The following is a 26,464-nucleotide window of genomic DNA, read 5'->3' as shown; positions in this document are numbered from 1 at the left end:
GTCGCCACGGCGCAACTCGCCCTTGCCATCTCCGCCTGCCGCCTCCGCCCAGGATCACGCCATCACGCAGCGGCCCGGTGAATAAGAGGGGCTAGGTCGCCGAAACGCCCAGTTCATCGAGATTCTGGAAGGCCTTGAAGTGGGGGAGGCGGTGCTGACCTCCCCCTATAGCGACTTTCTCGAAATGGACCGTCTCAAGCTGACGGCTGCGGAATAATCCGGAAGGAAGGACATCCCATGAAGGCTGACGAGCACGAACCCATGCTGAAGCTGCACAATCTGTCGAAGGCCTACAGAACCGCAGAGGTGGAAACGACAGCGCTCGAGAGCATCGATATCGAAATAAAGCGAGGTGAGTTCGTCGCAATCATGGGGCCATCGGGGTGCGGGAAGTCCACGTTGCTGAACATCCTGGGAATGCTGGATACGCCCACGAGCGGAGAATACCGTTTCATGGGGAAGGATGTGGCCCGAAAGAACGAATCGCAGCTCAGCAGTCTTCGCAAGCACAACATTGGCTTCATTTTCCAATCGTTCAATCTGATCGATGAACTGAGCGTGGAAGAGAATATCGAACTGGCGCTGCTCTATCACAACATCTCTCCTGCGGTACGCCGCGAGCGTGTCAGTGCCGTGATGGACAAGGTCGGCATCGCGCACCGCGCCAAACATATGCCGGCGCAATTGTCCGGCGGGCAGCAGCAGCGTGTTGCGGTGGCGCGCGCCGTCGTGGGCAATCAGGCAATGATCCTGGCCGACGAGCCGACGGGTAATCTCGACAGTGCCCATGGGCAGGAAGTCATGGAGATGCTGCAGACACTGAACGAGGAGGGGGCCACGATCGTGATGGTGACGCACAGTCCCTCCCATGCCGATTACGCCCTGCGTACCATCAATCTGTTCGATGGTCGCGTGGTCGCGCAAAATATCCGGGCCGCCGTATAAATATCAATTCCGCTTGCGAGAACGACCATGTTTCAAAACTATTTCAAGGTCGCCCTTAGAATTTTGATCCGGAACAAGCTCTACAGCGCGATCAATATCGTCGGACTGGCAACGGGTTTTGCGGCCTGCATTCTGATCATGCTCTTTGTGCGGCACGAACTATCTTACGATAATTTCTGGAAGAATGCGGACACCATCGCGCGCGTGAATACCACTGTTGCGATCCCGGGGCGGGCGCCCTTTGTCGCGGCGTCGGCATCGGTCCCCTTGAAGGATGTGATCGAGGGGTATTTTCCCGATGACGTGGTTCGTGCCACGCGGTTCATCCCCATGCACCCGATCATGACGCAGAACGGCGAAGCCTTCGCGGAGGATATGCACTGGACGGACCCGGAAACCGCGAAGATATTCGATCTGAAGGTTCTTCACGGCGATTTGCAGGCAAGTCTCGATGATAAATCGAGCCTCGCGGTGAGCGAAACCTTTGCCCGGAAATACTTCGGCAAGGAAAATCCGGTCGGCAAGATCCTGCGGATCAATCTGTCGGAGATCGAAAGGGACTATCGCATCGGCGCCGTGTTCGCGGATTTGCCGGACAACAGCGCGCTGAAGCTGAACGCGCTCGCGAAATTCGACATGACCGACTTCCCGCTCACCAGTGGCGCCTATAACACGTGGGGAAATATCGGCGAACACATCGTCTATGTGCAATTGGCCGACCCCGGTGCGCTGGAGCGCGTCAACAGGCGCTTGCCGGATCTCATCAATGCCCACGTAACGGGACTGGATCCGTTAAAGCCGACGGCTCAAAGCAAAAACTCAGACTTTTACGAGCAGAGGTTGCAGCTGCTCAAGGATGTGCACCTGAGGCCGATCAGCATCGGAGAAATGAAGCCGGGCGGCGACATCGGAACCGTGAGGATACTGATGGCGATCGCGGCCCTCGTCCTGCTGATCGCATGCATCAACTTCGTCAATCTGGTCACTGCGAAATCGACGCAGCGGGCGCGCGAGGTCGCGCTTCGAAAGGTCATGGGAGCCAATCGCAGGCAATTGATAGCGCAGTTTATCGGCGAGACGATCATGCTTGCGGCTTTCGGGCTGCTGTTCGGAATGATCTTCGTCGAACTGACGCTGCCGATGTTCAACTTCTTCTTCAATACGCAGCTTGTGTTTGCCTACGATGATTGGTTGACGATCGCGGGTCTTCTCGGGCTGGTGGTCATCACCGGCTTTCTCGCGGGTATTTACCCCGCAATGGTTCTGTCGGGTTTTATGCCCGCACGCGTGTTGAAGGCGAACAAAAGTGCCGAGACCCGCAGTTCGCTCGCCCTGCGCAACGCGCTGGTGGTTCTGCAGTTCGCCATTTCCATCGCGCTGATCGTCGCGACGGCGACCGTCTACGGCCAAACCTGGTACGCGACCAGCAAGGATCCGGTTACAGCAAGGACGACGTCGTCGTGGTGGAGAACATCCGCAACGAGAACATCTCGGGCCGCAAGGAGGCGTTGAAACAAGCGGTGCTGCGTACGCCGGGTGTCATCTCCGCCGGGTTTACCGATTATAGTCCGATCGACATCCACGAACGTCTGCGCCCCTTTCAGGTAGAGGGGGCAGAAGCCGGCCAGAGCATCATGATCAGCACCCAATCGGTCGATTACGAGTTCCTTGAGACGTATAAGGTGCCACTGACCGCAGGCCGATTCTACAGCAGGGACTATTCCACCGACGGTGTACCTGCCGCCAATGGCGAAGGCTCGGCAGGCTCAGTCGTCATCAACAGTCAGAGTGTCAAAACGCTCGGCTTTTCAACACCGGAAGAGGCGCTGGGAAAATACCTGCTAACCGTGATCGGCGCGGACGAGGACGGGCCGATCTTTGGTAGAATGGCGATTATTGGTGTCACGCCCGACATTTATTTCCAATCGCCGAAGAAGGCTATTCGGGCAGAAATCTACCTTCTCGATCCCAACCGCTACAATGTTCTGGCAGTCAAATACAATGGCGATCCCCGCGCCATCGTCGACAGGCTGGAAGGCGTGTGGGATTCCTTCACCAACGATGTGCCCTTTCAATACGGGTTCGTCGACGACGCTATCGCAGAGGAGTTTCGGAAGGAGAGGGACATGTCCATCCTGCTGGCGACATTCTCCTTCATCACGATCGTGGTCGCGTGCCTAGGACTATACGGGCTTGCTGCGTTTACGGCGGAACGCCGCACGAAGGAGATCGGAATTCGAAAAGTCCTGGGTGCAGGCGTCTTTGATATTGTTCGTCTGTTGGTGTGGCAGTTCTCGAAGCCGGTATTGCTTGCCAATCTTATCGCCTGGCCGCTCGCCATCTGGGCGATGACGAGATGGCTCGAGTCATTTCCCTATCGCATCGACAGCTGGTTGTTGCTGCCGTTTTTGCCTGGGCGCCGCGCTGCTTTCCCTCATCATCGCTTGGAGCACGGTAGGGGCGCACGCCGCCAAGGTCGCGCGCAGCAAACCGATCAAGGCGCTGAGGGACGAATGAGGGCCACTGCGCCAACGTGTGCAGGGGTTTGGTTGCTCGATGACACTCGGGAATCGTCCCGGCCGCGCTCGGGCAGGTGGCCAATTCACTGGACACGCCATGTCCTTTCGGTGAGACACGGATCCTTCCCGTTTGGCGCTCCATATGAGGCGGAGGATGTCAGAGAATTGGCTGCTACGCAGCCGAACCCGGCCGATTCCTGACAAAAGACGAACCGTTCAGCGGCAGCAACTGCTGAAAAGGACGCTCGGCAGTGTCGATGGCGGCGTCCTGCTCGTTGATGCGCCGCCCGGTTTCGGCAAAACCGCGCTTCTTGCAGATGTGAGCAGGCGGCTTCAGGATCAGCTCCATAAAGTCGCGTGGTTCACGCTCGACACAGCGGACGATCCCTCGGCAGCCTTACGCTACCTCTTCTTCGCGGTGGACGAGGAGGGCCTTGATTGCCATGCCGAGACGATCAGGGATGCGGCGCCCGCTATCGCTGTACAGCGCCTTCTTTCGCACATCGAACAGTCCGGGGACCGCTGGATGCTGGTGCTCGACAATGTCGCCGCCGCCCGGGCAGAGGTGACGGAACACGTGCTTGCGCCGCTTCTTCGATTCATGCCGGACGGGTTGACGATCGCGCTGGCGACGGAGGGCGGTGTTCCCTTGCCGCTGTCGGAACTCGATCGCCGCGGGCTGCTCCATCGGCTGGGCGCGGACGACCTGATCTTCGACAGGGCCGAGATCGGGACGCTCGCGGGACGGGCCGCGACCGATCACCAGATCCGCGCCATCGAACGCAAAAGCGGCGGGTGGCCGGCGCTCGCGCAGATCATGATCGCCAGACGGTTCGGCACGGAGTCCGGCGGCGCTCGCCGCGACGCGGTCGAGGATTTTCTGAACGCGCGTCTTCTGGCGCCCATGAGTACCGAGGATCGCGACGTTTTCGCGCGCCTTTCGCTGCTCGACCGTTTCTCCCGGTCGCTGGCGGCACAGTTGATACCGGCGGTTCCGAGTGAAGAGATACTGACGCGGCTGATCGAACGGCGCCTGGTCTGCCGCATTCCGTCCGACGAGGGGCTGGATCTGGCGGTCCATCCCGCCTTTGTCAACCTCGCCCGGAAAGCCTTCGAGATGGCGGATCCCGATGCGGCGCGCGATTTCCGCGAGCGGGCGGCCCAGGCCTATCTGGCGGCGGGGTGCTTCGTGCACGCGACCGCGATGGCCGTTTCGCTGGCGGACGAAGCGCTGATCGGGGAGATCATCGAGGCCTGCAATCCGCTCCGCCTCTGGTTCGAACTTGGCCTCGGGCCACTGCGCAGGATCGTCGACCTGCTTCCCCCGGACATGGCGCGAAGCAATGCCCGGATCGGTTACGCCTGCATCATCTACTGGTCGAAGATGGGCCGGCTGAAGGCGTGCGGCGATCTGTTCGCGCATATCGAGCGGCGCATGCAGGAGGAAGGAACGCTCGCAGACCTTCCCTTGCCGCTGCGCATCGAGCGCCTCATGTGCCGAAGCCTGCTTGCCATCTATCAGGGAACCCCTCTGTCGATGTCCGACGTCGAGGAGCTTGAGGCGCTGGCCCCGCTCATCCCCGGTCTGGAGCCGCTGATAAGGACCGCCGCAGGCACCACGCGCTGCTATGTCCTGCAGATGGAAAGCGCCTTCGACGCCGCCCGGCAGGCCGCGCGCGAGGCGATCGGCCATGCGGATCACGTGCAATCGCCGTACGCGGCCTTCTTTCTGCATTGCGACATCGCGATGATCGCGGGAATCAAGGGGGACGCCCCGGCGGCCTGGACGGCATTTCACGCGGGCGAGCGCGCCTGCCAGACGGCGCTTCGTGGAGACGAGCGGCTGACGATGATCCGCGATGCGTTCCGTCTCGAACTACAGCACGAGACCGACCCCGCCGAGAACGGCGCCTCCGCCCGGCTGCGCAACATATGCCGGCGCCTGCCCGGCCTCGACGGGTGGCCGGACGTATTCGCCGCGGCCTTCCGCACCTATTCCGAGAAACTGGTTCTCTCCGGCGACGATCGCCCGGCGCTGGCGCTGATCGATGCAGGCGTCGACTATGCGGACAGGCAGGGGGTGCGATCGCTTACCTACATCCTGGAGCATCACCGCTTGCTGCTGCTGATGCTCGCGAACGATGCCATGGAAGCCCGCCGTGCCTATGAAGAGCTGTCCCGGCGGGAACTGCTGCATCCCGGATTCCGGCCATGGCGGGCTTACGAGGCCATGGTGGAGGCGCGCGCCGCGCTCGCCTTCCGGTTTGGCGATCCGGAGGTGGAGGCATTACTCGGCGATGCCGTCGGCTGGGCGGCGCGACATGGCAATCTGCGCTCTGAACTGCGCTTCCGGTCGCTGCGATCGGGGCTTGGCCTAGCCGCTGACAGCAACGATCTGGTCGCGGCGCTGAGCGGCCGGAGCGGTTTTCACCGGGCTTCGCTCATCGTCGAGAGGCTGAGGCTCCCGCATCCGCTCATCGGCGGGGAGGGCGGGCGGCAGGACGAAAGCCCCGTCTCGGCGTTCTTCACACCCAGGGAACTCGCTGTTCTGGAAGGCGCGGGCCGGGGATTGTCCGACAAGGCGCTGGCGCTCGAACTCGGCATTACGCCGCACGGCGTCCGCTATCATCTCAAGCGGATTTACGCCCAGCTTGGCGTCCACAACCGCGAGGATGCCTGCCGCAAGGCGCGGGAAGCCGTGCCCGCTTCCTGACCCCTACTAATCTGTGTATAGTCACTACTACTAACCGGACTGGGTGGGCCCTGCGGAAAGCGCCATAGTGCAGCTGCACAAAAAAAGGGGGCAGTCATGCAGCTTTCGCCTATCCACAGAATCCTTCGGCTGGCGCGCGGCGTCGCCCTTTGCGGCACGGCGCTCGTTTCCCACGCAGCCATCGCGCAGATCAGCGATCCGGCTCCGGTCGAAGGCGAGATCGTCATCACCGCCCAGAAGCGCGCGCAGAACCTGAGCGACGTCCCGATCTCGGTGACGGCGGTGACGGGCGATCAGCTGCGGGATCAGAACGTCGTCGCGACAGGCTCGCTCGGGCGGATCGCGCCGAACCTGACCGTGAGCGACTACGGCAATCCGGTCATCACCATTTTCACGCTTCGCGGCGTCTCGCAGTTCGATTTCAGCGACCATCAGGAATCGCCTGTCGCGATATTCGCCGATGGTTCCTACATCCCGTATCTGAGCGCGATCGGATCAAACCTGTTCGATCTGGAACGCGTCGAAGTGCTGCGCGGACCGCAAGGCACGCTGTTCGGCCGGAACGCGACCGGCGGCGTCGTTCAGATCATCAGCGCCAAGCCCACCGAGACAGTGTCGGGCTATGGGCAGCTGTCCTACGGGAATTACGACACGATCCGCGCGGAAGGCGCGATCAGCGGCCCGATCGGCGGCGGCATCCTGGCGCGCCTCTCCGCTGTGAAAGATCGCCACCACGGCTATTTCCGCAACAGCCTGGGTGGACGAAAAGGCGACGCCGACAACTTCAGCCTGCGCGGACAGCTCTACAAGAGCTTCGACGACGGCAGCGATTTCGGCATCATCGTCCGTCGCTCGCGCGACAAGATCAGCACCAGCCCGTTTCAGGCGCGCGCGGCCTATCCCGATCCCGGCACCGGCATGTTCGAGCTGGGCAACGGCGCCGACTTCGCCGATTTCTGTGCGGGCTTTTTCGGCGCTCCCGTCGCTCCGGGTGCCGCCGACTGTCTGAGCGGCGACACCGACGACGGAAATCCGCGCACCATCAACAACAATCGCGAGGGCGGCTTTTCGCGAACCTACTGGAACGCCAACGCAACGCTGAACCTGCGGCTGGGCGACGTCACGCTCACGTCGATCTCCTCCTATGGCCGCTTGCGCAAGAGTTATCGGGACGAGGATTCGGACGGCACGTCCTACGATCTGCTGTATTATGACCAGATCGCCCGATCGGACGATTATGCGCAGGAGCTTCGCCTGGCCGGAAGCAACGGCCCTGCGGATTGGTTGATCGGCGGCTATTTCCTGGCGATCAACGGCGATTACAGCAGCGCGGTCGGCTTTTATCCGGGTGATCCGTCGTTCGAATCCAATGTCGGCAATGCCTGGAAGCTCGACACCCGCACATGGGCGGTCTTCGGGCAAACCGAGGTGGAGGTCGCCCCCCGCCTGACGCTGATCGCGGGTGCCCGCTATACACGGGATCGCAAGAGCTTCGCGATGACGACGCCCTGCACCGGCCCGGGCTGCGACCTGCTCGGTTTCACCAGTCCGGAGATCGTGCAGGGCACCGGCTATGGTCCGGGCGTACCCGGCGCGCAAACGCGGCGCAGCTCCGGCAACTGGGATGGCAAGCTCCAGCTGAGCTATGCGGCGAGCGACGAGGTCTTGATCTACGGCGGCGTGTCGCGCGGCACCAAGGCGGGCGGATACAACGCAGGCGCCACGGCATTTTTCAGCGTCGACGAAACCCTCTTCAAGGATGAAGTGCTCACCAGCTACGAGGCGGGCGTGAAATACGGCGGGGCCGGTGGCTGGCTTCAGGCAAGCGGCAGCTTTTTCTATTATGACTACAAGAACGTGCAGGTGTTCAGCCAGCTCGGGCCGTCGACCCTGACGTTCAACACCGACGGCGAGATCTACGGCGCCGAGGCGGATCTGCGCGCCCGCCTGGCACCGGGCCTTGCGATCGGCGTCGCCGGTTCGCTGCTCCACACCCGCATCGATCCGATCGCGGTGGGCAATGTGCTGACCGGCGACGTCAGCTTCCAGTCGCAGCGCCTGCCGAACGCGCCCGACGAGAGCATCAGCCTCTACATCGACAAGCGCTGGGACATCGGTGCGCATCAGCTCAGCGCGCATGCCGACGGGAAGTGGGTCAGTTCGCAGAAGCTCAACCTCATAGATTATCCGGCGACCCGCGAGCCGGCTTACCTGACCATCAACGCGAGGATCGGGTTCGGCGCGGCGGACGAGAGCTGGGATATCTCGATCTACGCGCAGAACATCACCAAAAAGGACTATCGCGTCGCCGCCATTCCGTTCGTGACGACCAATGGCGCCGTCATCGAGGTCTACGGTCCCCCCAGAACCTATGGTGTCTCGCTGCGATCCGCGTTCTAGTTCTCCGCATGACCATTACGATCGATCTCGACACGCTTCGTGCACTCGGCATGGGAGCCGCCGTCCTCAGCGCAGGCGGCGGCTCCTTCCCCTACCTCGAGCATTTGTGCACCGCGAACTTCATGGGGGACCGGACCGTGGAGCTGTGCAGTGCGGACAGCCTGACGCGCGATGTCCGCGTGGCGCTGGTCGCCATGGTCGGCGCGCCGCTGGTGATGACCGAGCGCTTCCTCGATGCGGATCATTTCGTGAAACCCGTCCACGAGCTGGAAGCCATCGAAGGCCAGCCGTTCGACGCGATCATGGGCTATGAGATCGGCAGCATGAACGGCGTCATCCCGGTGCTGATCGCTGCCCATACCGGCCTGCCGCTGATCGACGCCGACACCGTGGGACGATCCTTCCCGCAGGTGCATATGTCGAGCTTCGCGCTGGCCGGCGTGCCGATGACGCCGATGGTGCTGTGCGACGTCCGCAACAACAGCGTCCTGCTGCGCGAAACCGTCGATGGGCGCTGGACGGAAGATCTGCTGCGCGTCATCACGACGGCCTTCGGATCGGTGGCCGCCTGCGCCACCTCCGCGTCCGGCGCGACCGTGATCGATCACGCCATTCCCGGAACCTATTCGCGCGCGATCCGCATCGGCGAGGCGATCTTCGGCGCGCAGAAGCAGCGCGCCGACGTCATCGCCGCGCTGCTGGATGCGGAAGGCGGGATCGAACTCGGTCGCGGCCGGATCGTCGACATCGTCCGCGAGACGACCGACGGCTTCGTGCGCGGCACGGCAACGATCAACGATGCGTCCGGCGAGACCGTGCGCGTGCATTTCCAGAACGAATACTCAGTCGTGATGCGCGGCGAGGAGATCATCTCGACCGTGCCCGACCTTCTCTGCCTGTTCGATACACAGCGCGGCGAACCGATCGGAACCGAATCGCTCCGCTACGCACAGCAGGTCGCGGTCGTCAGCCTTCCGCCCGCCGCCGCGCATATCACGCCCCGCGCGCTTGCCGTGCTTGGCCCGCGCGGCTTCGGCTACGACTTCGATTACACGTCCCCCCATCAGACAGGATATTCCCTTTGAAACGGATCGGCATCGATGTGGGCGGCACCAACACCGATGCGGTGCTGCTCGACGGCCTGCGGGTGCTGACCACGATCAAGTCGCCGACGACACCGGACGTCACGACCGGGATCAAGACCGCGCTCGCTGCACTGATCGCGCGTGCCGGGCCCGAAATGCGCGAAGCCGGGGCCGTCATCATCGGCACGACCCATTTCGTGAATGCCGTCGTCGAGCGGCAGCGCCTCAATCGCGTCACGGCGGTCAGGCTCTGCCTGCCGGCGTCGTCGTCGCTGCCGCCGTTCGTCGACTGGCCGTCCGATCTCCGTGAGCTGGTGCAGCAGGACACGATCCTGCTTCCCGGCGGTTTCGAGGTCGACGGCCGCGAGATCGCCGCGTTCGACGACCGCCTGATGGAGGATGCCGCGCGCCGGATCGCAGATTCGGGCGTCGAGGCCGTGGCGGTGTCGGGCGTCTTCTCTCCGCTTCGCGGCGATCATGAGCTTCGCGCTGCCGAGGCGCTGGAGAAATTCTGCCCGAATGTCAGCGTAACCCTGTCGCGCGACCTCGGCCGCATGGGCCTGATGGAGCGCGAGAACGTCGCGATCCTGAACGCGGCGCTCGCCCGGCTCGCCCGGGTCACGACCAAGGGCTTCCGCGAGGCGATCGCGGCCAGCGGCCTTGATGCAAGGCTCTATCTCACCCAGAACGACGGAACGGTGATGTCTGCCGAGGCGGCCGAGCGTGCGCCAGTGCTGTGCTTCTCCTCGGGGCCGACGAACAGTATGCGCGGCGCGGCTTCGCTCAGCGGCGTGTCCGACGCGATCGTGATCGATGTCGGCGGCACCACCAGCGACATCGGCATGCTCGTCAACGGCTTTCCCCGCCAGGCCAACGGCGTGGTCGAGGTCGGCGGCGTGCGGACGTTGTTCCGCATGCCCGATGTTCTTTGCCTGCCGCTTGGCGGCGGCACGCGGGTTCATGCCGATCCGCTCCGCCTGGGGCCTGACAGCGTCGGGTATCGGCTTACGGAGCTTGGCCGCGTCTTCGGCGGTGATGTTCTGACCGCGACCGACCTTGGCGTCGCCGCCGGGCGCGCCGCCATCGGCGCGCGTGAGAGGGTCGCCGACGTGCCGTCGGCAACCGTCCGGTGGTTCGAAGCGGCGGTGGCGTCGATGCTGGAAAACGGCATCGAGTCCTCCAAGACACGGGCGGGCGACATCCCGCTGCTTGCCGTCGGCGGCGGATCTTTCCTGATTCCGCCGGAGCTGAAGGGCGTGTCCGAGGTGCTGTTCGTCGAGCATCACGACGTGGCCAATGCGGTGGGGGCAGCCATGGCCAAGATCAGCGGCGAGGTCGACCAGATCTTCAGCGATGTGGGGCGCGAGGATGCGATCAGAACCGCGACCGCGCTGGCGCAGGAGCGCGCGCGCGATGCGGGCGCCGATCCCGGCTCGATCGAAACGATCGAGATCGAGGATCTGCCGATGGCCTATATGCCGGGCAATTCGCGGCGGGTCCGCGTGCGGGTCGCGGGCGAGCTGGCGGACGTCTGATCATGGCGGATTGGTATCTGGCGTCCGAGGATCTCGACGATCTCGCGCTCGGCTGCGCGATGCTCGGTTCGGGCGGGGGCGGAGATCCGCATTATGCGGTGACGCTGCTCAGGGCCATGCTGGCCCGCGGCGCGACCATCCGGATCATCGATCCCGGCGCTCTGTCCGACGATGATATCGCGGTGAACGTCGGCTATGTCGGCGCGCCGTTCACCCTGATCGAAAAGCTGATCGCCGATCGCGAGATCGTCGCCGGGATCGAGGCGATGCAGACGCGGCTGCCCGCGCCGCTGAGGGCGCTGATCGCTTCGGAGATCGGCGGATTCAACGGTCTGGTTCCGCTGATCGCCGGCGGGCTGACCGGGCTTCCCGTCATCGATGCGGACGGGATGGGGCGCGCCTTCCCGCGCAGCGACCAGGTCGCTTTCGCGATCTACGGACACAGCGCGACGCCGACCGTCGTATCGGGTGAACGCGGCGAGGCCATTGTGATCGAATCCGGATCGTGCGACCGGGTCGAGATGCTGGTCCGGGCACTCTCGGTTGCGATGGGAAGCAAATGCTTCGCCGTGGACTACCCCTTGTCGGGGCGCGACATCCGCGCGCATGCCGTACCGAGGACGGTGTCGCTGGCGCGCGGAATCGGCGCCGACATACGGGCGGCTGCCGGAGATGCCCACGATCCGTTCGCGGCGCTCAGCGAGAGCCTGCGCGTGCGCCGGGGCATAGACTGCCTGTTGCTCATCGACGGGATCGTCATGGGACGGGAGCATGGCACCGACGGCGGCTTCGATGTCGGATCGGCGATCGTCAAGGAACCGGGTTCCGGCGGACGGGCGGTGACGCTCGACTTCCAGAACGAGTTCCTCGTCGCCTGGCAGGATGGCGCGCCGCTGGTCTCGACACCCGATATCATTTCGGTCGTCGATAGCGACACCCTGACCCCGATCACGTCAGATGCGATCCGCTATGGGCAGCGCGTGAAGGTGATCGCGCTGAGCGCGCCTTTGCTCATGCGGTCGGCGCGCGCGCTGGCATCGGTGGGCCCGCGCGCCTTCGGCTATGCTTTCGATTACCGGCCGATCTCTGGCGGAGGGGGCGACCGATGACGAAAACCGTGGCGATCATCAACCCGGTTGTCGATACGGGCGCGGTGCCGATGGAGAGCATCACCCGCTACCGCAGCGATGCCTTCAAGATGCGGGTGTCCTTCATCGACGAGGGGCTGGCGTCCATCGAGAATGAAGCCGACGCTGCGGCCTGCACCCCCGGCGTCCTGCGCGCGGCGACCGCGCTCGTCGGGGAGGGTGCCGATGCGATCGTGATCAATTGCATGTGCGATCCCGCTGTCGCGGCCCTGCGCGCACGATTCGACATCCCGGTGCTGGGCACGGCGGAGGCCTCCATGCATTATGCCGCAGCGATCGGCCTGCGTTTCGGGTTGATCGACGTGCTCGACGATGCGCGAGAAGAGGTCGAGGCGCAGATTGCCGGGCTGGGGCTTCAGAAATCCTTCGCTGCCTACAGCGCGATCGGCATTCCCGTTCTTGAGCTCCATGCCGATCCCGAACGGACCTTGGCGGCGCTGGTCGAGGCCGCGCGCCGAGCGATCGCGGGCGGCGCGAACGGTCTTTTGCTCGGATGCACCGGCATGGCCGATCTGGCCGAAGCCCTGGGTGAGCGGTTGGCGGCCGAAGGCATTTCCTGTCCCGTTCTGGAACCTCTGGGCGTCACGATTGCGCTGGCCCGCACCGCCATCGGCGCGCGCGGTTGAACGCGGAGGATCACGCGCTTCCCGTCGAAGCGTCGACGTCGAACCTGCTTGCGGGATGGCGGGACGAGCCGACCATCCTGCTCTCCAACTTCGCTGCCAACGCCATTGCCTATCTGCCCGCGCTGACCTTGCCCTGGACGATCGGCGCACTGATGGAGCATCAGGGCCTGTCCGGCAGCATGGCCGGGCTGATCGCCAGCGCGGAACTGGGCTGCATCGCCGCCGTGACCGCGCTGTGCGGCACCTTCATCGACCGGTTTGATCGCCTTCGCGTGGTGATCCTCGGCGCAGTGCTCAGCCTCATCGCCACGCTCATGCTCGCGGTGATGCCTGGGGAGGCATTGTTCGTCGCAATGCCGCTTTCAGGCGTGGGTTTCGGGATATGCTGCGCGGCGGGCAATGCCATCACCGCCTCGTCCCGCGATCCCGCGCGACTGAGCGCGCGGTCGTGGATTCTGATGATGCCTTGGCAGATGCTGATCTGGGCGGCCGCGCCATGGATTGGCGCCCACGGGGCCGTCTCCGGCCTGTTCGCGCTTCAGGCGGCGGCCGTGGGGGTCATGCTCCTGCTGCTCATCGCCGTCCGGCATGCGAGCACGGCAACCGGCCCGGCGCGGGTCTTGACCCGCTTGAAAGACCGGCCGCGTCTGGCGGCGTTTCCGCTGGTGTTGATTATTCTCTGCACCGTCGCCTTCTGGCTGCGCGACGCCACCACATGGTCGCTGGTCGAACGGCGCGCAACGGCGCTCGATGTCGACGGGGCGACATTGTCGGCGGTGCTGTCGATCGGCACGGTCATCGGCCTTGCCGGTCCGGCGGCGACGATCTGGTTGGGGCTTCGCTTTGGCCGGCTGTGGACGGTCGTGGGCAGTCAGATCCTCGTGGGGCTGGTCTTCATGGCAATCGCCCTGGTTGCGAGCCCGGTACTGTACTGCGTCGCCTTCCTGTTCTGGAGCGGAACGTCGATCTTCGCGTGGACCTACATCATCGAAATGACGATCGCCCTCGATGCGTCGGGGCGGACCACGGCGATCTGCAGCGGTCTTGTCTTCGGCGCGGGGGCGTTCGGGCCGCTCATCGGTGGCCTCATTCTGGACAGCGGCAGCGTGTCCGCGCTTCCTGTCGTGATCGGCTGCCTCAGCGTTGCAACGATCGGCTTCGCGCAGGCCGTCGCGCGCCGGATATCCGCACCCTCCGTTCCACAGGCCGAATAGGACAAGCGCATGCGCACGCCCCGTATCCATATCCTCACGCCCATCACCGGCGCGGATGCCTATGACCCATCCCAATTCGCCGAAATGGTGGGAAGTTCCGCGCAGGTCAGCTGCTCGGCGATTGCTCGCGGCCCCGCGTCGATCGAAAACGCTGCCGACGAAGTGATGGCCGGACCGGAGATCCTGCGGTCCTGCCTTGCGCTTGCCGCGGACGGCGTTGATGCGATCGTGATCGACTGTTTCGGTGATCCGGGCGTGGCGGCCGCGCGCGAACTGCTCTCCATCCCCGTTGTGGGCCCCGGGCAATCCTCCCTGCACCGGGCGGCCACGCTTGCCGACCGCTTCGGCGTCGTCACCATACTCGACAGTGTCCTGCCGCTGATACGCGACATGGGCCTGCGCGCGGGTTTGAGCGGCCGGCTCTGTTCCGTGCGTGCCCTCGGCATCCCGGTTCTGGCGCTGGAGGGCGAGCATTTCATGCAGGCGCTGCGCGAGCAGGCGCTCGCGGCGGTCCGCGACGACGGCGCCGAGGCGCTGATCCTCGGCTGCACCGGAATGTTCGGCGTCAGCGAACGCCTGTCCGCCTACCTGAGCGGGGAGACCGGAAACTATATTCCCGTCGTGGACCCGATCAGTTCAGCCGTCCTCGACGCTGTGACATTGGCGAGACTGGGTTTGTCGCACAGCAAGCGCACCTCCATCGATCCTCCGGCCCGCACACGGGAATCGATCCTCGCTATCCGCTGATCGACGCTTCACCGAATGAGGTGACATGGCGATAGTGTGCAGTTTCCAGGGAGCAGATCTGGTTATCCGCATGAAATGAAGCGGTCGAAGGCGGCGATCAGGCGGCGAAGCGCTTCAGGGTGGCCTCCAGCCGGGAGAGCAGTTCATCGACCTGTGTGTCTGAAATGATGATCGGCGGCGTGATCATCAGCCATTCGCCGAAGATGCCGCCGTTGGTGCGGCGCGGATAGAGCGCAATGCCTTCTTCCATGCCGATGCGCCCCAGTTCTCCCACGGCGTTTCTCTCGAAGGGAAAACTCCGCTTCGTGGCCTGATCCTGCACGATTTCGATCGCCAGAAGCAGCCCGCGTCCGCGCACGTCGCCGACAACAGGCGAGATCGCCATAAGCCTCTCCAGCCCGGCGCGAAGCCTGTCTCCCATCAGCCGGGCATTGTCGATCAGCCCGTTCGATGTGATTTCCTTCAGAACCGCCGCGCCCGCCGCGCAGGCGAGCGGCGTCGTCGTGTAGGTCTGCGCGTGAGGAAACCCGCCGGTTTCGGCCACGGCCTTCACCATATGAGCCGGTGCGAGCATGGCCCCGACGGGAAAATATCCCGAACTGATGCCTTTCGACAGTGCGACCAGATCGGGTTTGTGATCGGGCCAATGTTCGAAGCCGAACATCTTGCCCGTGCGCCCCGATCCGCTGAGCACTTCGTCGTAGATGAGAAGGATGTCGTGCCGCGTGCAGATTTCCCGAATGCCCGCGTAATAGAGATCCGGCGCCACGTTCGCGCCGCTCGACAGCCCCGAAATCGGCTCGACGACAAGGCCCAGAACGGTTTCCGCGCCAAGCACCGCGATACGCTCTTCCAGCGCGCGCAGGCATGTGCGCGCATAGGTTTCCGCCGTTTCGCCTTCGGGCAGCCGATAGGTGAGGGGGGCCGGAACCCGGTTTCCCGCTGCCATGATCGGATCGAACAGTGCGGCCATGCTCGCGTCGCCGGTCAGCGACATCGCGCCGAGAGTCGCGCCGTGATACGACGGATCGAGGCTGATGAAATGCCGCCGCTGCGGCTGCCCGGTCCGCACCGCGTGGACCCGCGCGAACTTCATGCAGGTTTCAACGGCTTCGGAGCCGCCGGATGTTACATAAACATGGTCGTAGCCCGGCCCGGCGAGTGCGAGCAGGGCCTCGGTGAAGTGAAGGTTTGCCTCGCTCTGGAAGCTGAGCGGAAATGCGAACGCCGCCTTGCGTGCCTGGTTGGCGATCGCCTCGTGTATCCGCGGGTTTCCATGACCGATGTTGACGGCCACCGGGCCCGAAGAGGCATCGAGATAGCGTCGCCCGGACGCATCGAAATAGTAAATGCCCTCGGCGCTTTCTATCGTCGGCGGTCGCTGCGCCCCGACGGGAAGAAAGAAATCCTGCACACCGGATTTAACGCTTGCCTGCGTCGACCTGGAGCCGATGATCCTGTCCACTCGACCTGCCTTCTTGAAGATGTGCTGGAAGCTGCCAGCCCACTGTGAATGACCGTATAGTCATTTATATGACCGTCGCAAGGATGTGCGCATCCTGCGGGTCCGCGCATTATTGCTGCAGTTTCAGAGACAGAAGCGGTTGCAGGGACTTGTCGATCACGGTGTCCGGGTTTTCCAGAAACAGGGCGCGATACTGAAGCAGCGTTATGGACTGGATGAGAAACGCCCGATTTCGCGCAAGACGGCCGAAATCCGGGTTCCGGTGCACGGCATAGATCGCATAAAGCGCCTGATCGAGCATGCCCCAAAGGCAATATGTGGCCAGCGTCGACAGGTCCGCGCTGAGCGGCGTATCCGACCAGCGGCGGATCTCCGCATTGAACTGGTCCGACAGGCGCTTGAGGAAATTCGTCCAGATTTCGGTGATGCGCGGTATCGTTTCGGAAAGCTGCATCAGGCTGCGGTGCAGGCCGACATTTTCGCAGAATGTGTCGGAAAACCAGGCATTTAGAAAGCTCAGCGCGTCAAACGCGGTTTTGCAGTGGCCTGCGCCGGGCATCAGGCGGATTTGAAGATCAGTATATTCCTCAAGGACTTGGGAGACGAGGTCCTCTTTGTCGGCAAAGTGCAGATATAACGTGCCCTTGGCGAGCCCCGCCTCCTTGCAGACCGTCTCGATCCGGATGTCGTGGTACCCGCGCGTTTCGAGCAGGCGGACAGTCGCAGCCTTGAGTTTGTCGGCCGTCACGTCGTTCCGGCGCGCGGACTGGCGGCCGCACCGGCTTTCGAGCAGTTCGCGGAAATTCACCACATGGCTTGGTGGAGTGTGATCGGGTTGCGGCACGTGTTTGGTTGGTCCTGCTAGGTCTGCCCGGTTCGCATGCCCGTGTAATGGGCCTCGAACGTCGGCAGAGCAAGGTGTCGCCGGTTCCGCAAAGCGACGAGCGCACCGCGCGGAGTTGACAAATGACCGTACGGTCATAAACAAGTGTCAGGTTGCAGCCACAGGGCGCCGCAGAAGGCGGGCGGTGGATCACGCGCAGAACGGCGCGGCTACAAACGGGGGTTTTCAATGACGATACGGCACGCACTTACTCTTTCGACATCCATTCTGGCAGGCTGCTTCGCGGCCACGCAGGCTTCAGCGGCAGAAGAGCAGGGCGTCGTCAGCAGCGACGTCATCATCGTTCAGGCCCGCAGAGTGTCGGAATCCATCCTCGATGTGCCGATCAGTCTTACGGTTGCGAGCGGCGAGGAACTGAACGAGCGCGGCGTGCGGTCGCTTGAGGATATCGCGCTCATCACGCCCAACCTCACAACGACAGGCGGCAGCGCGGCAAGCAACAGTTTCAGCATTCGCGGCCTGTCTTCGACCTCGAACAACCCGGGCATCGAATCCGGGATCGGGCTCTATGTCGATGATGTCTATATCGGCAAGTCCTTCGCCTTCATGACCGCGCTTTCGGATATCGAGCGCGTGGAGGTGCTTCGCGGTCCGCAGGGCACGCTTTACGGGCGCAACACCGTCGGCGGCGCGATCAACGTCTTCACGCGGGAGCCGGGAGATACGGCGACGGCGGGCGGAGATATCACCTACGGCAACTACGATTACGTCCAGGCCCGCGCGGATGTCAGCGGCCCCATCTCGCAGGGCGCGCTTTACGGGGCGCTGAGCGGCATCATTCGCAAGCGCGACGGCGTTTTGAAGGATTTCGCGCGCGATAAGTCCTATCGCGATCTCGATGTGTGGGGTTTGCGCGGCAAGCTCCGCGCCGAGCTTGGCGAGGCCACGTCGGTCACGGTGATCGGTGACGTCTACCGCGACAACAGCGTCGATGGTCTTGAAGACATCAAGGAAGGCGCGCTGGCGCCGCTCGATCCCTTTCCTCTGGACGATCGGAAGATCGGCACGAATTTCAACAGCTTCTCGCATCGCGAAGCGACGGGCATCTCGGCCAGGCTGGCGCACGATTTCGGCGGCGCTGAACTGGTTGCGGTCACGGCATATCGCGAACAGCGCGTCGATGCGCTGATCGATCAGGATTTCAGCGTTGCGGATATTTCCTTCACGGGCCGCCGCCAGCATCAATCCCAGTTCAGCCAGGAACTTCGCCTGTCTTTCGACGCGGGGGAGAGCTTGGGGTTTGTGATCGGCGGCTATTATCTTTCGGAAAATGTGGCGGCACGAACCACTGCAAATCTCGGCATGGATGCGATCGGCACCAGCGAAACGGCGTTGACGGATGCAAGGATCGGCACCGAAGCCGTGGCCGGGTTCGGTTCGGCGGAAATCCGGTTCGCTGATAATCTCGTGGCCACGATCGGGCTGCGCTATAGTCACGAAAGCAAGGACTTGCGGTTCGCTCAGTCGCTGTCTCCCGGCGCGTTCATGCCGATTGCCGGTATCGCCGTCGAGGTTCCGGAAATGACCGACAGCTATTCGCAGGGCGCGCTTACCGGCGACGCGACGCTGACCTACCGCCCGTCGAACGAGACGATGCTCTACGCCTCCTATCGCCGGGGATTCAAGGCGGGCGGGTTCAACGCCACGCTGGTAGCGACGGTGCCCGATACGCTCGATTTCAAGGCAGAGTTCGTCGACAATTATGAAATCGGCGGACGCGCGAACCTTCTTGATGGTGCGCTGCGCTTCAGCGGCGCGGTCTTCTATCTCGATTATTCCGACAAGCAGGAACAGACGCGTGTCGGAACCTTCTTCCAGGTCAGCAATGCAGCGAGCGCATCGGCGCGTGGTTTCGAATTCGAACTGACCGGGCGCCCTGCGCAGTGGCTCCAGATCATGGGCGGCATCGGCTATGTCGATGCGGAATACGACAGCTATCCCAATTGCGACCCGTTCGGGTCGAACTGCTCGGGCAACGCGCTGCAGAACGCGCCGAAGCTGACCTTGAACGGTGCGGTGCGTGTCGAGAAAGAGGTCGGGACCGATCTCAGCATCGTGGCGCTCACCCAGGTAAGCCACACGAGCAACGCCTATATCTACGTCGATAATTCCCCGGCCTTCCGGCAGGAAGCCAAGACACTGGTGAACGCGCGCATCGGCATCGGCGCTGTCGATGATGCATGGCGCCTGTCCGCCTGGGCGAACAACCTGCTGAACAGTCATGCGATCGAATATTCGCAGGCGTTTCTGGGTACGACATCGGCTTACGTGACGACACCCAGAACATTCGGCCTGACATTGAGCGCGCGCTACTGAGGCGTATAAGATGCTGTGTTGATAGGCGAGGGGGTGGGGCGGTGATGAGGCTTTGGGCTGCAATCCTGATGCTGTTTGCGATGGTGGCGACGACCACCGTTGCCGCCGCCGAAAAACGTTCCGACGAGGCATCCGTTGCACAGTGGGCCGATCCGCTGTTTGCGCGCGCGCTTGCCGAACGGCGTCTGAGCGGCGCGGTCCTTTCGGTTTCGAGCGGGGGAGAAACGGTGTTCGCCCGCGGTTACGGATGGGCAGACGCTGCGTCCACACGGACGTTCAATGCAGAAAGGACGCGCGTTCGCATCGGATCCGCGACGAAGACGTTCGGTGCCGTCGCGATCGCGCAATTGATCGAGCGGGGGCTCATCGGTTCTCTCGATGATCCGGCCAATCTGTATTTGCGGCGTATCAAACTTCCGGAATATGAAGGACGCGAGATCACGATCCGCGAACTCGCCACGCATCGCGGCGGTTTTGCGAACCGCACGTTCGGCATCGCGTCCGACGCGCCCTACACGCCCATGCTTTCGCCAGATGCGCTGCGGCAGCAGGCCGTGCCGATCGTTCGAAAGCCGGGCGCGCGTGCCGTCTATTCGAATTATTCGACCGCGATTCTGGGTATAATCGTCGAAGATCTCACGAACGTGCCGATCGCCGAATTCATGCGCGCAAACATCTTCGAACCGCTGGGGATGGCGAATACCGAGATGGCCTACGGCGGCACGCCGCCGCGCGGCCTCGGCAAACCCTATGGCTACCTGCCGAACGGGACCGCGCAGCCGGTGACATTCATGGGCATTCATCCGTTCTTCGCCCCTGTGGGCGCGATCGTTTCGACAGCGCCGGACATGACGCGCTACATGAACGCGCTGCTGGCAGGCGCGCGCGGAGAGGCGACGCCGCTCGGGCTTTCGCCCGCAAGGTTTGCGGAGTTGCTGGATCGTCACGCCGGAAATCACCCCGCCGTTCTGGGGTTCGGAACGGTCTTCATGACGCTGGACTGGGGCAGCACGCGCGGTATCGGTCATGGCGGCGATTGGCCGGGGTTTCATTCGATCTTCTGGATATTCCCCGAGCAGAACGTCGGCCTGTTCTTTTCGCTGATGGCCGAGATGCCGTCGGTCGATCCCGTCGCGTCCCTCTTTTCCGGCGGCGGAGCGCCCGATCCCGATCGCCCGGTCGAAATGCCGCTCAGCAACATCGGCGTGTTCAGCAGCTTCATGCAGCATTTCCACGGCGACGGCGTGCCGCTTGCGGGGAAGGCCGAAACGGCCATTCCCGTTGCGGACCTGGCAGGAAGCTACCGGCACGAATATCGCGCCTACGGCACGATCATGGAATTTCTCGATCTGTTGAACGCGGCAGATGCGGTGATGCGTGTCGAGCCTGTCGAAGGTGGCCTGATGATCGGCGGCAAGGGGCCTTACCGCGCCGTCGCGCCCAACGTGTATTGGCACGCGCAGAGCGCTCCGTCCGTCAGCGGCGGCTTCACGGCCTCACCGGTGTGGGCATTTTCCCGTGATCCGGCGGATGGCTCCATCAGCCTGAACCCGCGCTTCGCCATCGATCCGTTCGTGAGGGTGGGTTTGCTCCAGAACCCTGCAACCCACGCGGCGATGCTTCCCGTCCTGCTGCTTTCGGGGGTGAGCGGGTTTGCCGCGCTGTTCTGGCGCGCACGCCGAATGGTCGCCGGGCGGACAACGCGCATCGCGGCGGTCTTGTCGGCAGTGATCGTCGTTCTGATCGGGCTCGCGCTGCTGACGTTCTGGACCGGGCGGCCGCTTATCGAGGATTTCCTGCTTGGGCTTGAAGCGCGCTTTCTGGCGTTGGCCGGGCTCGGCACGCTGCTGGCGGCGGCGTGCGCGGTGCTGCTCTACGGCTTTGTGCGCAACCTTGTGGCGCTCGCAACGAGACGGCAGCCGTTCCTGATCTTCGAGCATCTGCACCTGCTGCTGCTGTCTCTGTGCGCGATCGGATGGATCGCGCTCCTCGCGATGTTCAACATGATCGGCTTCCGCTTGTGATCAGGGTCGCGCTCGGCCTGCTGTGCATCCTGATGACGGCGTGGCCGACCACAGCGCGGGCCGATGCTCTGGATACGCTGATCCGCGATGTGATGGCTGCCGAAGCCGTGCCCGGCGCCGCTGTCGCGATCGTGCGCAAGGGCCAGGCGCCGGATCTGCGCAGCTACGGCGTAAGAGACCTCGCCGCCGCCGCGCCGGTGGACGCGCGCACGCGTTTCGGCATCGCCTCGCTCACCAAGGCGTTCACCGCCGTGGTGGCGGCGCAGGCGGTCGATCGCGGCCTTCTGGGCTGGGACGACAAGGTTTCGAAAATCCTGCCCGATTTCGCCGTGGCGGATGCCTGCGTTACGGCGGAGGTCACGCTGCGCGACCTGCTCGCACACCGAACCGGCACTGTGCGCGGCGATCTGTTGTGGTTCAATCATCCCGGCGTGCGGGATCATGCGCTGATCGCGGCGATGCGCGGCCTGCCGCAACAGGATGGGTTTCGCAGCGGCTTCAGCTACAGCAATCTCATGTACACGGCGGCCGGCACGATGGTCTCCTCCGCCACCGGCCGTTCGTGGCAAGCGTCGGTGCGAGAAGATGTGCTCCGGCCTCTCGGCATGGCGGACACGCTAGTGGGCGCGGCAGCGCTTGCGGGGCAGGCGAATGTCGCCGGGATGCATGCCTTCGACGGCAACAGTGTTCGCAGCTTCACGCTCGATCATCCCTACGACAATACGCAGCCCGCCGGCGGTCTTTACGCATCGGCGCGCGACATGGCGCGCTGGCTGGCCTTCTGGATAGCGGAGGGGCAGGCGCCGGACGGCACGCGCCTCGTCTCGCCCGAAGCGTTCAGCGAAATCATCACCACCCAGACGGTGATCCGCGAGCGCGGCCCGCTGGAGAGCTTCCAGTATGATGCAAAGGCCGATCACGGCTACGCCTTCGGCTGGTTCACCGGCAGCTACCGGGGCCACCGCGTTCTCACGCATCTCGGCGGCGGAGACGGCGTTGCGGCGATGATCGCGTGGATGCCCGATGCCGGGGTGGGGGTTGCCGTGATGATGAACCGCGAAGGTTCGCTCGGCCGCCTCGCCATACGCAACGCGGTTCTGGACAGCGCTCTCGGCGTAAAGGATGAGGACCGCGACCGCTTCGCCGGGTTGCTCGCGTCCTGGCAGGCGCATCAGCAGAAAACGGCGGATGACGCGCGCAAAACCCATGCGCCGCGCCCCCTTTCAGCCGCGCAGCTCAAGGCCTGGCCGGGCGACTATCACAGCGCTGCCTTCGGCACGATCGCGATCCGCCGACAGGGCGGCGAACTGACGGCCCGGCTGGGTGACGGCGCGCCGATCCGCCTGCGACCGTGGGGTGCGGAGCGGTTGCAGCTTCTGCTCGAAAACCCCGCCTTCTCGTGGCCGGAGCCAGCGCTCATCCAGTTCCGCGAGGTGGAGGGTGTCGCGGGGCTGGTCTTTTCCGCGAGCGGACAATCCGGCGAATACAAGCGCGCGGCGTCGTGAGGTATTCAGCGGCCCCCCGATGCGATCAGCTGCGCGGCGCGCTCGCGCGGCAGGCCGTATACGAGCGCGCCGTTCTGCCCGCGCATGGTTTCACCGGCGAACAGCGCGTTGATGAGCGCCTCCTCGACCGCTTGAACCGTCGCCTCGCTGAACGGGTCGAGCGACAGGGGCGGCACCACGGCCATCGCGTTCAGGGTCTCGCCGCCGAGCGTGACGCGGTGCGCGGTGGAAATCGCCAGGAAGATGTCGCCCGAGCCCGCATCGCCCGTCACGCCGGTGCGCCCCATCCCCAGCGCGGCGCGGCGTGCCAGCCTTTTCAGCCCCACCGCATCGAGCGGCGCGTCGGTCGCGACGATCACGATCAGCGAAGCGCTTTCGGGCGTGTCCCCGGCGTCGATGCCTTCGGGTTTCAGATCGGCGATCAGGCGTCCCACCGGCACGCCGCAAATGGTCAGTTCCTCGCGGCGTCCATAGTTGCACTGCGCCAGCACGCCGACGCTGAACGTGCCTTCGCCGAAGCGCACCAGGCGCGATGCCGTGCCGATGCCGCCCTTGAATCCGAAGGCGATCATGCCCGTTCCCCCGCCCACGGCGCCTTCCTCGACGGCGCCGCCGCGTGCGGCCTCCAGCGCGGCGAGCGCATGCTCGGGCTTCAGATGCAGTCCCCAGGCATCGTGCAGGCGCCCGTCGAAGGTTTCGGCGACAACGGGCAGAATGCGCGAGAATCGACGATCGGCATCCGTCACATGACGCCGCGCCCATTGCAGCGCGCCGTCGCGCGCCGCGCCGACGTTCAGCGTGCCGGTGGTCAGCACGGGGCCGAACAGCACGCCGATCTCCTCAATCAGATGGCTGCCCGTCATCTCGCCCGTGCCGTTGAAGGAAAACAGCGCGGCGGGAACGCCGGAGGCGGCATCGGGCGCGTCGATCACGATCGCCGTGACGCCGGTGCGAACGTCCTCGCCCGCCACGAGTTGGTGGTGGCCGATTTTTATGCCAGGCACATCCGTAACGGCATTGAACGGGCCGGGTGCGCCCTGAAAGCAAACGCCGAAATCGCGGGCTCGGCCCTTCTGATCGCTCACGACGAATCCTTTCCTCGGGGAATTGCACAGTCTTATAAGTTTAATCGTAAATCAATTTCAATTATGGAATCGGCATGATTGGCGCAAACGATCATATTATCTTGATATCGATAATAATAATGTTGATAGGATTCGGGTTTCTCGTAGAAAAAACGCGAATAGGGAGGTTCGCTCCCGGATCTGTTCTTATAATGGTTATCGCGATATTTGCGTCGAATATCGGCATCACGCCTATCTCTGCGCCTGTTTACGATGTGGTGATGGCGCAGTTTGTGCCTGTGGGTATTGTCTTGTTGCTGCTGAATTCGCGCCTTCGGGTTATCTTCGTCGAAGCGCGGCCGGTGCTGGTGTCATTCGTCGTTGCCTGCCTCGCGACCTTGGCGGGTGTCGCGGTGGCCGTCGCTGCGATGGATCTGGGCGCGATAGAGGCGTCGGCCGCGGGTGTTTTCGCCGCCACCTACATCGGCGGCGCGATGAATTTCGTCGCCGTGTCGCAAAGCCTCGGCTTCACGGACCCGGATATCTACGCGGGTGCGCTCGCCGCAGACACCGTGGTCGGCGCGCTGTTCTTCATGGTGCTGATGATCCTCGCGGGACTGCTCACCAAGCGCGGGGAGGAGGGCGGGACCGTCGCGGTGAAAAAGCCGGAACAGGCCTCGGAGGGGCTTCCGGCAGACCGTGCAGGACGTCTGGCGCTGGCCGTCGGCACGGCATTTCTCGTGAGCTGGATTGCAAGCGAGCTGGCGGTGTGGTTCGGCATCCCCGGCTTTTCGATCCTGTTCCTCACGATCATCACCGTCGCTGCCGCCAATATTTTCCCCGATCAGATTGCACGGCTGAAGGGCGTGGAAGAGGTGGGGATCGCCATCATGTACGGATTTTTCGTTGTGGTCGGTTTCGGGGCGGATTTCGGCGCTCTGAGCGGCTCGGCTTTACAGTTTCTGGGTTTCGCCGCGATCATCGTCTGCACGCATCTGGTCGTGGTCCTGGGCTGCGCGTTTCTGTTTCGCATGCCGATGCGGGAGATGCTTGTGGCGTCCAACGCCGCAGTCTTGGGGCCGGCCACCGCTGCCGGCATGGCGGGAGCGCGGGAGTGGAGTTCTCTCGTGACACCCGGCCTCTTCGCGGGAATCCTCGGCTACATCGTCGCGAATTTCATCGGCGTCGGTGTCGCGATGCTGCTCGGCTGGTCGTAACGCCGGTTTGAAAAGTGGCCCGACCGCTGGGAGCGATCGGGCCAGTCAAAACTGGGATGTAAACAACGCGAGAATATAAGCCCTCGCGTAATTGCGTATCGCATATATTTTCTGTAATATCAAGGCGTTATTGAGCCGGATACGTAATGGCGGCCGACACGCCGCCTCTGTCGGCGGGGCTTACAGTTTGCCGTCTCGCGCCGTCGCCGTCGCCGGAAAAGCGCTGTTTTCGGGCGGTGGTCCCATTCTTGCTTGGTGGTTTGAAGGGGAAAGGGCTGTAGACGGTGTGCGTTTGTCCTGCGCTCGCCGATCGATGTTTGGTGCCTTTTAACTAATCCCTTGATACTGCTTTCAGCGATGTTAGCATGCGCCCGCCCGTGCCTGCGGGCTTTTTTGTAACCTTAAGCGTATCCCGGGGGCGCCGTGCCGAAGCCCATATCTGAAATTCGCAAGCCCGAGATCGTGGAGGCCGCGATCAAGGCGATCGGTCGCGACGGGCTGCCGATGCCCTCTTACGACGCGATCGCGAAGGAAGCGGACATGTCGCGGCAGCTGATCCGGCACTACTTCCCGGACCCCGAGGAGCTGATGGTTGCCGTCTGCGATGCGCTTGCGGCGGGCTACCGCGATTGCCTGATGAAAGGCATCATCGAGGCGGGAACAACCGAGCGTCTGCCGATGTTCCTGGATTTCTACTTCAATTTCATCGAGGGCAACCCGAAGCCCAAAGACGACGGCGTCTACGACGCGATGCTTTCGCTGGCGGCGGGTTCCGAGGCGGTGCGCCTCAATCTCAGCGGGCAGTATAATCTGCTGCAATATACGATCGCGCATGAAATCCAGATCAGCAACCCGGCGCTCAAGCAGAAAGCCTGTCACGAAATCGCCTATCTGTTTGTGATCGTTATGTACGGCCACTGGAAAATGGTGGCGACGCTGGGCTTTTCAGAAGACTACAACCGTGTGTCGCGCGAGGCGGTTGATCGTCTGATCGAGTCTTACGTGCAGCATTATCACGACCCCGATCTCGATTGAAC

At 63.5% G+C, this 26,464-nt stretch carries 19 protein-coding genes; 16 read left to right on the top strand and 3 right to left on the bottom strand.

The genetic code is table 11. The features are described from left to right. Positions 1-261 precede the first annotated feature (261 nt). The 11 genes from GGQ98_RS13875 to GGQ98_RS13825 all read left to right on the top strand — a co-directional run bounded on the left by GGQ98_RS13875 (position 262) and on the right by GGQ98_RS13825 (position 14,932). On the top strand, positions 262-945 hold the full coding sequence (locus tag GGQ98_RS13875) for an ABC transporter ATP-binding protein (RefSeq protein ID WP_184070529.1): 684 nt from the start codon (positions 262-264) through the stop codon (positions 943-945). Between the two features lie 27 nt (positions 946-972). Continuing rightward, a complete protein-coding gene (locus tag GGQ98_RS13870; RefSeq protein WP_184070519.1) occupies positions 973-2,457 on the top strand; it encodes an ABC transporter permease in 1,485 nt (494 codons plus the stop codon). Further along, positions 2,406-3,665: an FtsX-like permease family protein gene (locus tag GGQ98_RS13865; RefSeq protein WP_184070517.1), complete on the top strand. Its 1,260-nt coding sequence runs from the start codon at positions 2,406-2,408 to the stop codon at positions 3,663-3,665. The genes GGQ98_RS13870 and GGQ98_RS13865 overlap by 52 nt, the downstream gene beginning before the upstream one ends. Further along, positions 3,619-6,177, top strand: coding sequence for a LuxR C-terminal-related transcriptional regulator (locus GGQ98_RS13860; protein WP_184070515.1), 2,559 nt, complete (start codon positions 3,619-3,621; stop codon positions 6,175-6,177). The genes GGQ98_RS13865 and GGQ98_RS13860 overlap by 47 nt, the downstream gene beginning before the upstream one ends. A 96-nt stretch (positions 6,178-6,273) precedes the next feature. Continuing rightward, the gene (locus GGQ98_RS13855) at positions 6,274-8,577 is read left to right on the top strand and encodes a TonB-dependent receptor (RefSeq protein ID WP_184070513.1); all 2,304 of its coding nucleotides are present in this window, start codon (positions 6,274-6,276) and stop codon (positions 8,575-8,577) included. An 8-nt stretch (positions 8,578-8,585) separates the two neighbouring features. Beyond that, positions 8,586-9,662 carry a DUF917 domain-containing protein gene (locus GGQ98_RS13850; RefSeq protein ID WP_184070512.1) on the top strand — a complete coding sequence of 359 codons (1,077 nt, stop codon included), beginning with the start codon at positions 8,586-8,588 and terminating at the stop codon, positions 9,660-9,662. After that, complete coding sequence (locus GGQ98_RS13845; RefSeq protein ID WP_184070510.1) at positions 9,659-11,197, top strand: hydantoinase/oxoprolinase N-terminal domain-containing protein; 1,539 nt, start codon at positions 9,659-9,661, stop codon at positions 11,195-11,197. The genes GGQ98_RS13850 and GGQ98_RS13845 overlap by 4 nt, the downstream gene beginning before the upstream one ends. A gap of 2 nt (positions 11,198-11,199) precedes the next feature. Continuing rightward, positions 11,200-12,306, top strand: coding sequence for a DUF917 domain-containing protein (locus GGQ98_RS13840; RefSeq protein WP_184070508.1), 1,107 nt, complete (start codon positions 11,200-11,202; stop codon positions 12,304-12,306). Then, positions 12,303-12,971, top strand: a complete 669-nt coding sequence (locus tag GGQ98_RS13835) for an aspartate/glutamate racemase family protein (RefSeq protein WP_184070506.1) — start codon at positions 12,303-12,305, stop codon at positions 12,969-12,971. The genes GGQ98_RS13840 and GGQ98_RS13835 overlap by 4 nt, the downstream gene beginning before the upstream one ends. Further along, positions 12,968-14,185: an MFS transporter gene (locus tag GGQ98_RS13830; protein WP_184070504.1), complete on the top strand. Its 1,218-nt coding sequence runs from the start codon at positions 12,968-12,970 to the stop codon at positions 14,183-14,185. Before GGQ98_RS13835 ends, GGQ98_RS13830 begins: the two co-directional genes overlap by 4 nt. Before the next feature lie 9 nt (positions 14,186-14,194). Then, positions 14,195-14,932, top strand: coding sequence for an aspartate/glutamate racemase family protein (locus GGQ98_RS13825; RefSeq protein WP_184070502.1), 738 nt, complete (start codon positions 14,195-14,197; stop codon positions 14,930-14,932). Positions 14,933-15,029: 97 nt separating this feature from the next. On the opposite strand, the gene GGQ98_RS13820 is transcribed toward GGQ98_RS13825, so the two are convergent. Beyond that, positions 15,030-16,397 (bottom strand): aminotransferase class III-fold pyridoxal phosphate-dependent enzyme, encoded by a 1,368-nt coding sequence (locus tag GGQ98_RS13820; protein ID WP_207791419.1) that lies wholly within the window; start codon positions 16,395-16,397, stop codon positions 15,030-15,032. A gap of 109 nt (positions 16,398-16,506) precedes the next feature. Next, the gene (locus GGQ98_RS13815) at positions 16,507-17,241 is read right to left on the bottom strand and encodes a TetR family transcriptional regulator (protein ID WP_184070501.1); all 735 of its coding nucleotides are present in this window, start codon (positions 17,239-17,241) and stop codon (positions 16,507-16,509) included. 228 nt (positions 17,242-17,469) lie between these two features. Between GGQ98_RS13815 and GGQ98_RS13810 the strand changes: the two genes are divergently transcribed. The 3 genes from GGQ98_RS13810 to GGQ98_RS13800 are packed head-to-tail and all read left to right on the top strand — an operon-like array spanning position 17,470 to position 23,146. After that, positions 17,470-19,617 (top strand): TonB-dependent receptor, encoded by a 2,148-nt coding sequence (locus GGQ98_RS13810; RefSeq protein WP_184070499.1) that lies wholly within the window; start codon positions 17,470-17,472, stop codon positions 19,615-19,617. A 44-nt stretch (positions 19,618-19,661) separates the two neighbouring features. Further along, entirely contained in the window at positions 19,662-21,641 is a 1,980-nt protein-coding gene (locus GGQ98_RS13805) for a serine hydrolase domain-containing protein (RefSeq protein ID WP_184070497.1), read from the top strand. Further along, positions 21,638-23,146: a serine hydrolase gene (locus GGQ98_RS13800; protein ID WP_184070495.1), complete on the top strand. Its 1,509-nt coding sequence runs from the start codon at positions 21,638-21,640 to the stop codon at positions 23,144-23,146. Before GGQ98_RS13805 ends, GGQ98_RS13800 begins: the two co-directional genes overlap by 4 nt. A 5-nt stretch (positions 23,147-23,151) precedes the next feature. Here GGQ98_RS13800 and GGQ98_RS13795 read toward each other — a convergent pair whose 3' ends face one another. After that, positions 23,152-24,231, bottom strand: coding sequence for a P1 family peptidase (locus GGQ98_RS13795; RefSeq protein ID WP_207791418.1), 1,080 nt, complete (start codon positions 24,229-24,231; stop codon positions 23,152-23,154). Positions 24,232-24,305: 74 nt separating this feature from the next. On the opposite strand from GGQ98_RS13795, the gene GGQ98_RS13790 reads away from it, so the two are divergent. Continuing rightward, positions 24,306-25,427, top strand: coding sequence for a DUF819 family protein (locus GGQ98_RS13790; RefSeq protein ID WP_184070493.1), 1,122 nt, complete (start codon positions 24,306-24,308; stop codon positions 25,425-25,427). A 423-nt stretch (positions 25,428-25,850) separates the two neighbouring features. Then, entirely contained in the window at positions 25,851-26,462 is a 612-nt protein-coding gene (locus tag GGQ98_RS13785; RefSeq protein WP_184070491.1) for a TetR family transcriptional regulator, read from the top strand. The last annotated feature ends 2 nt before the right edge of the window (positions 26,463-26,464 follow it).

The sequence above is a fragment of the Sphingosinicella soli genome (assembly GCF_014199685.1).
In the GTDB taxonomy this organism is placed as follows: domain Bacteria; phylum Pseudomonadota; class Alphaproteobacteria; order Sphingomonadales; family Sphingomonadaceae; genus Sphingosinicella; species Sphingosinicella soli.
This window is presented reverse-complemented; position numbering and strand designations above follow the sequence as displayed.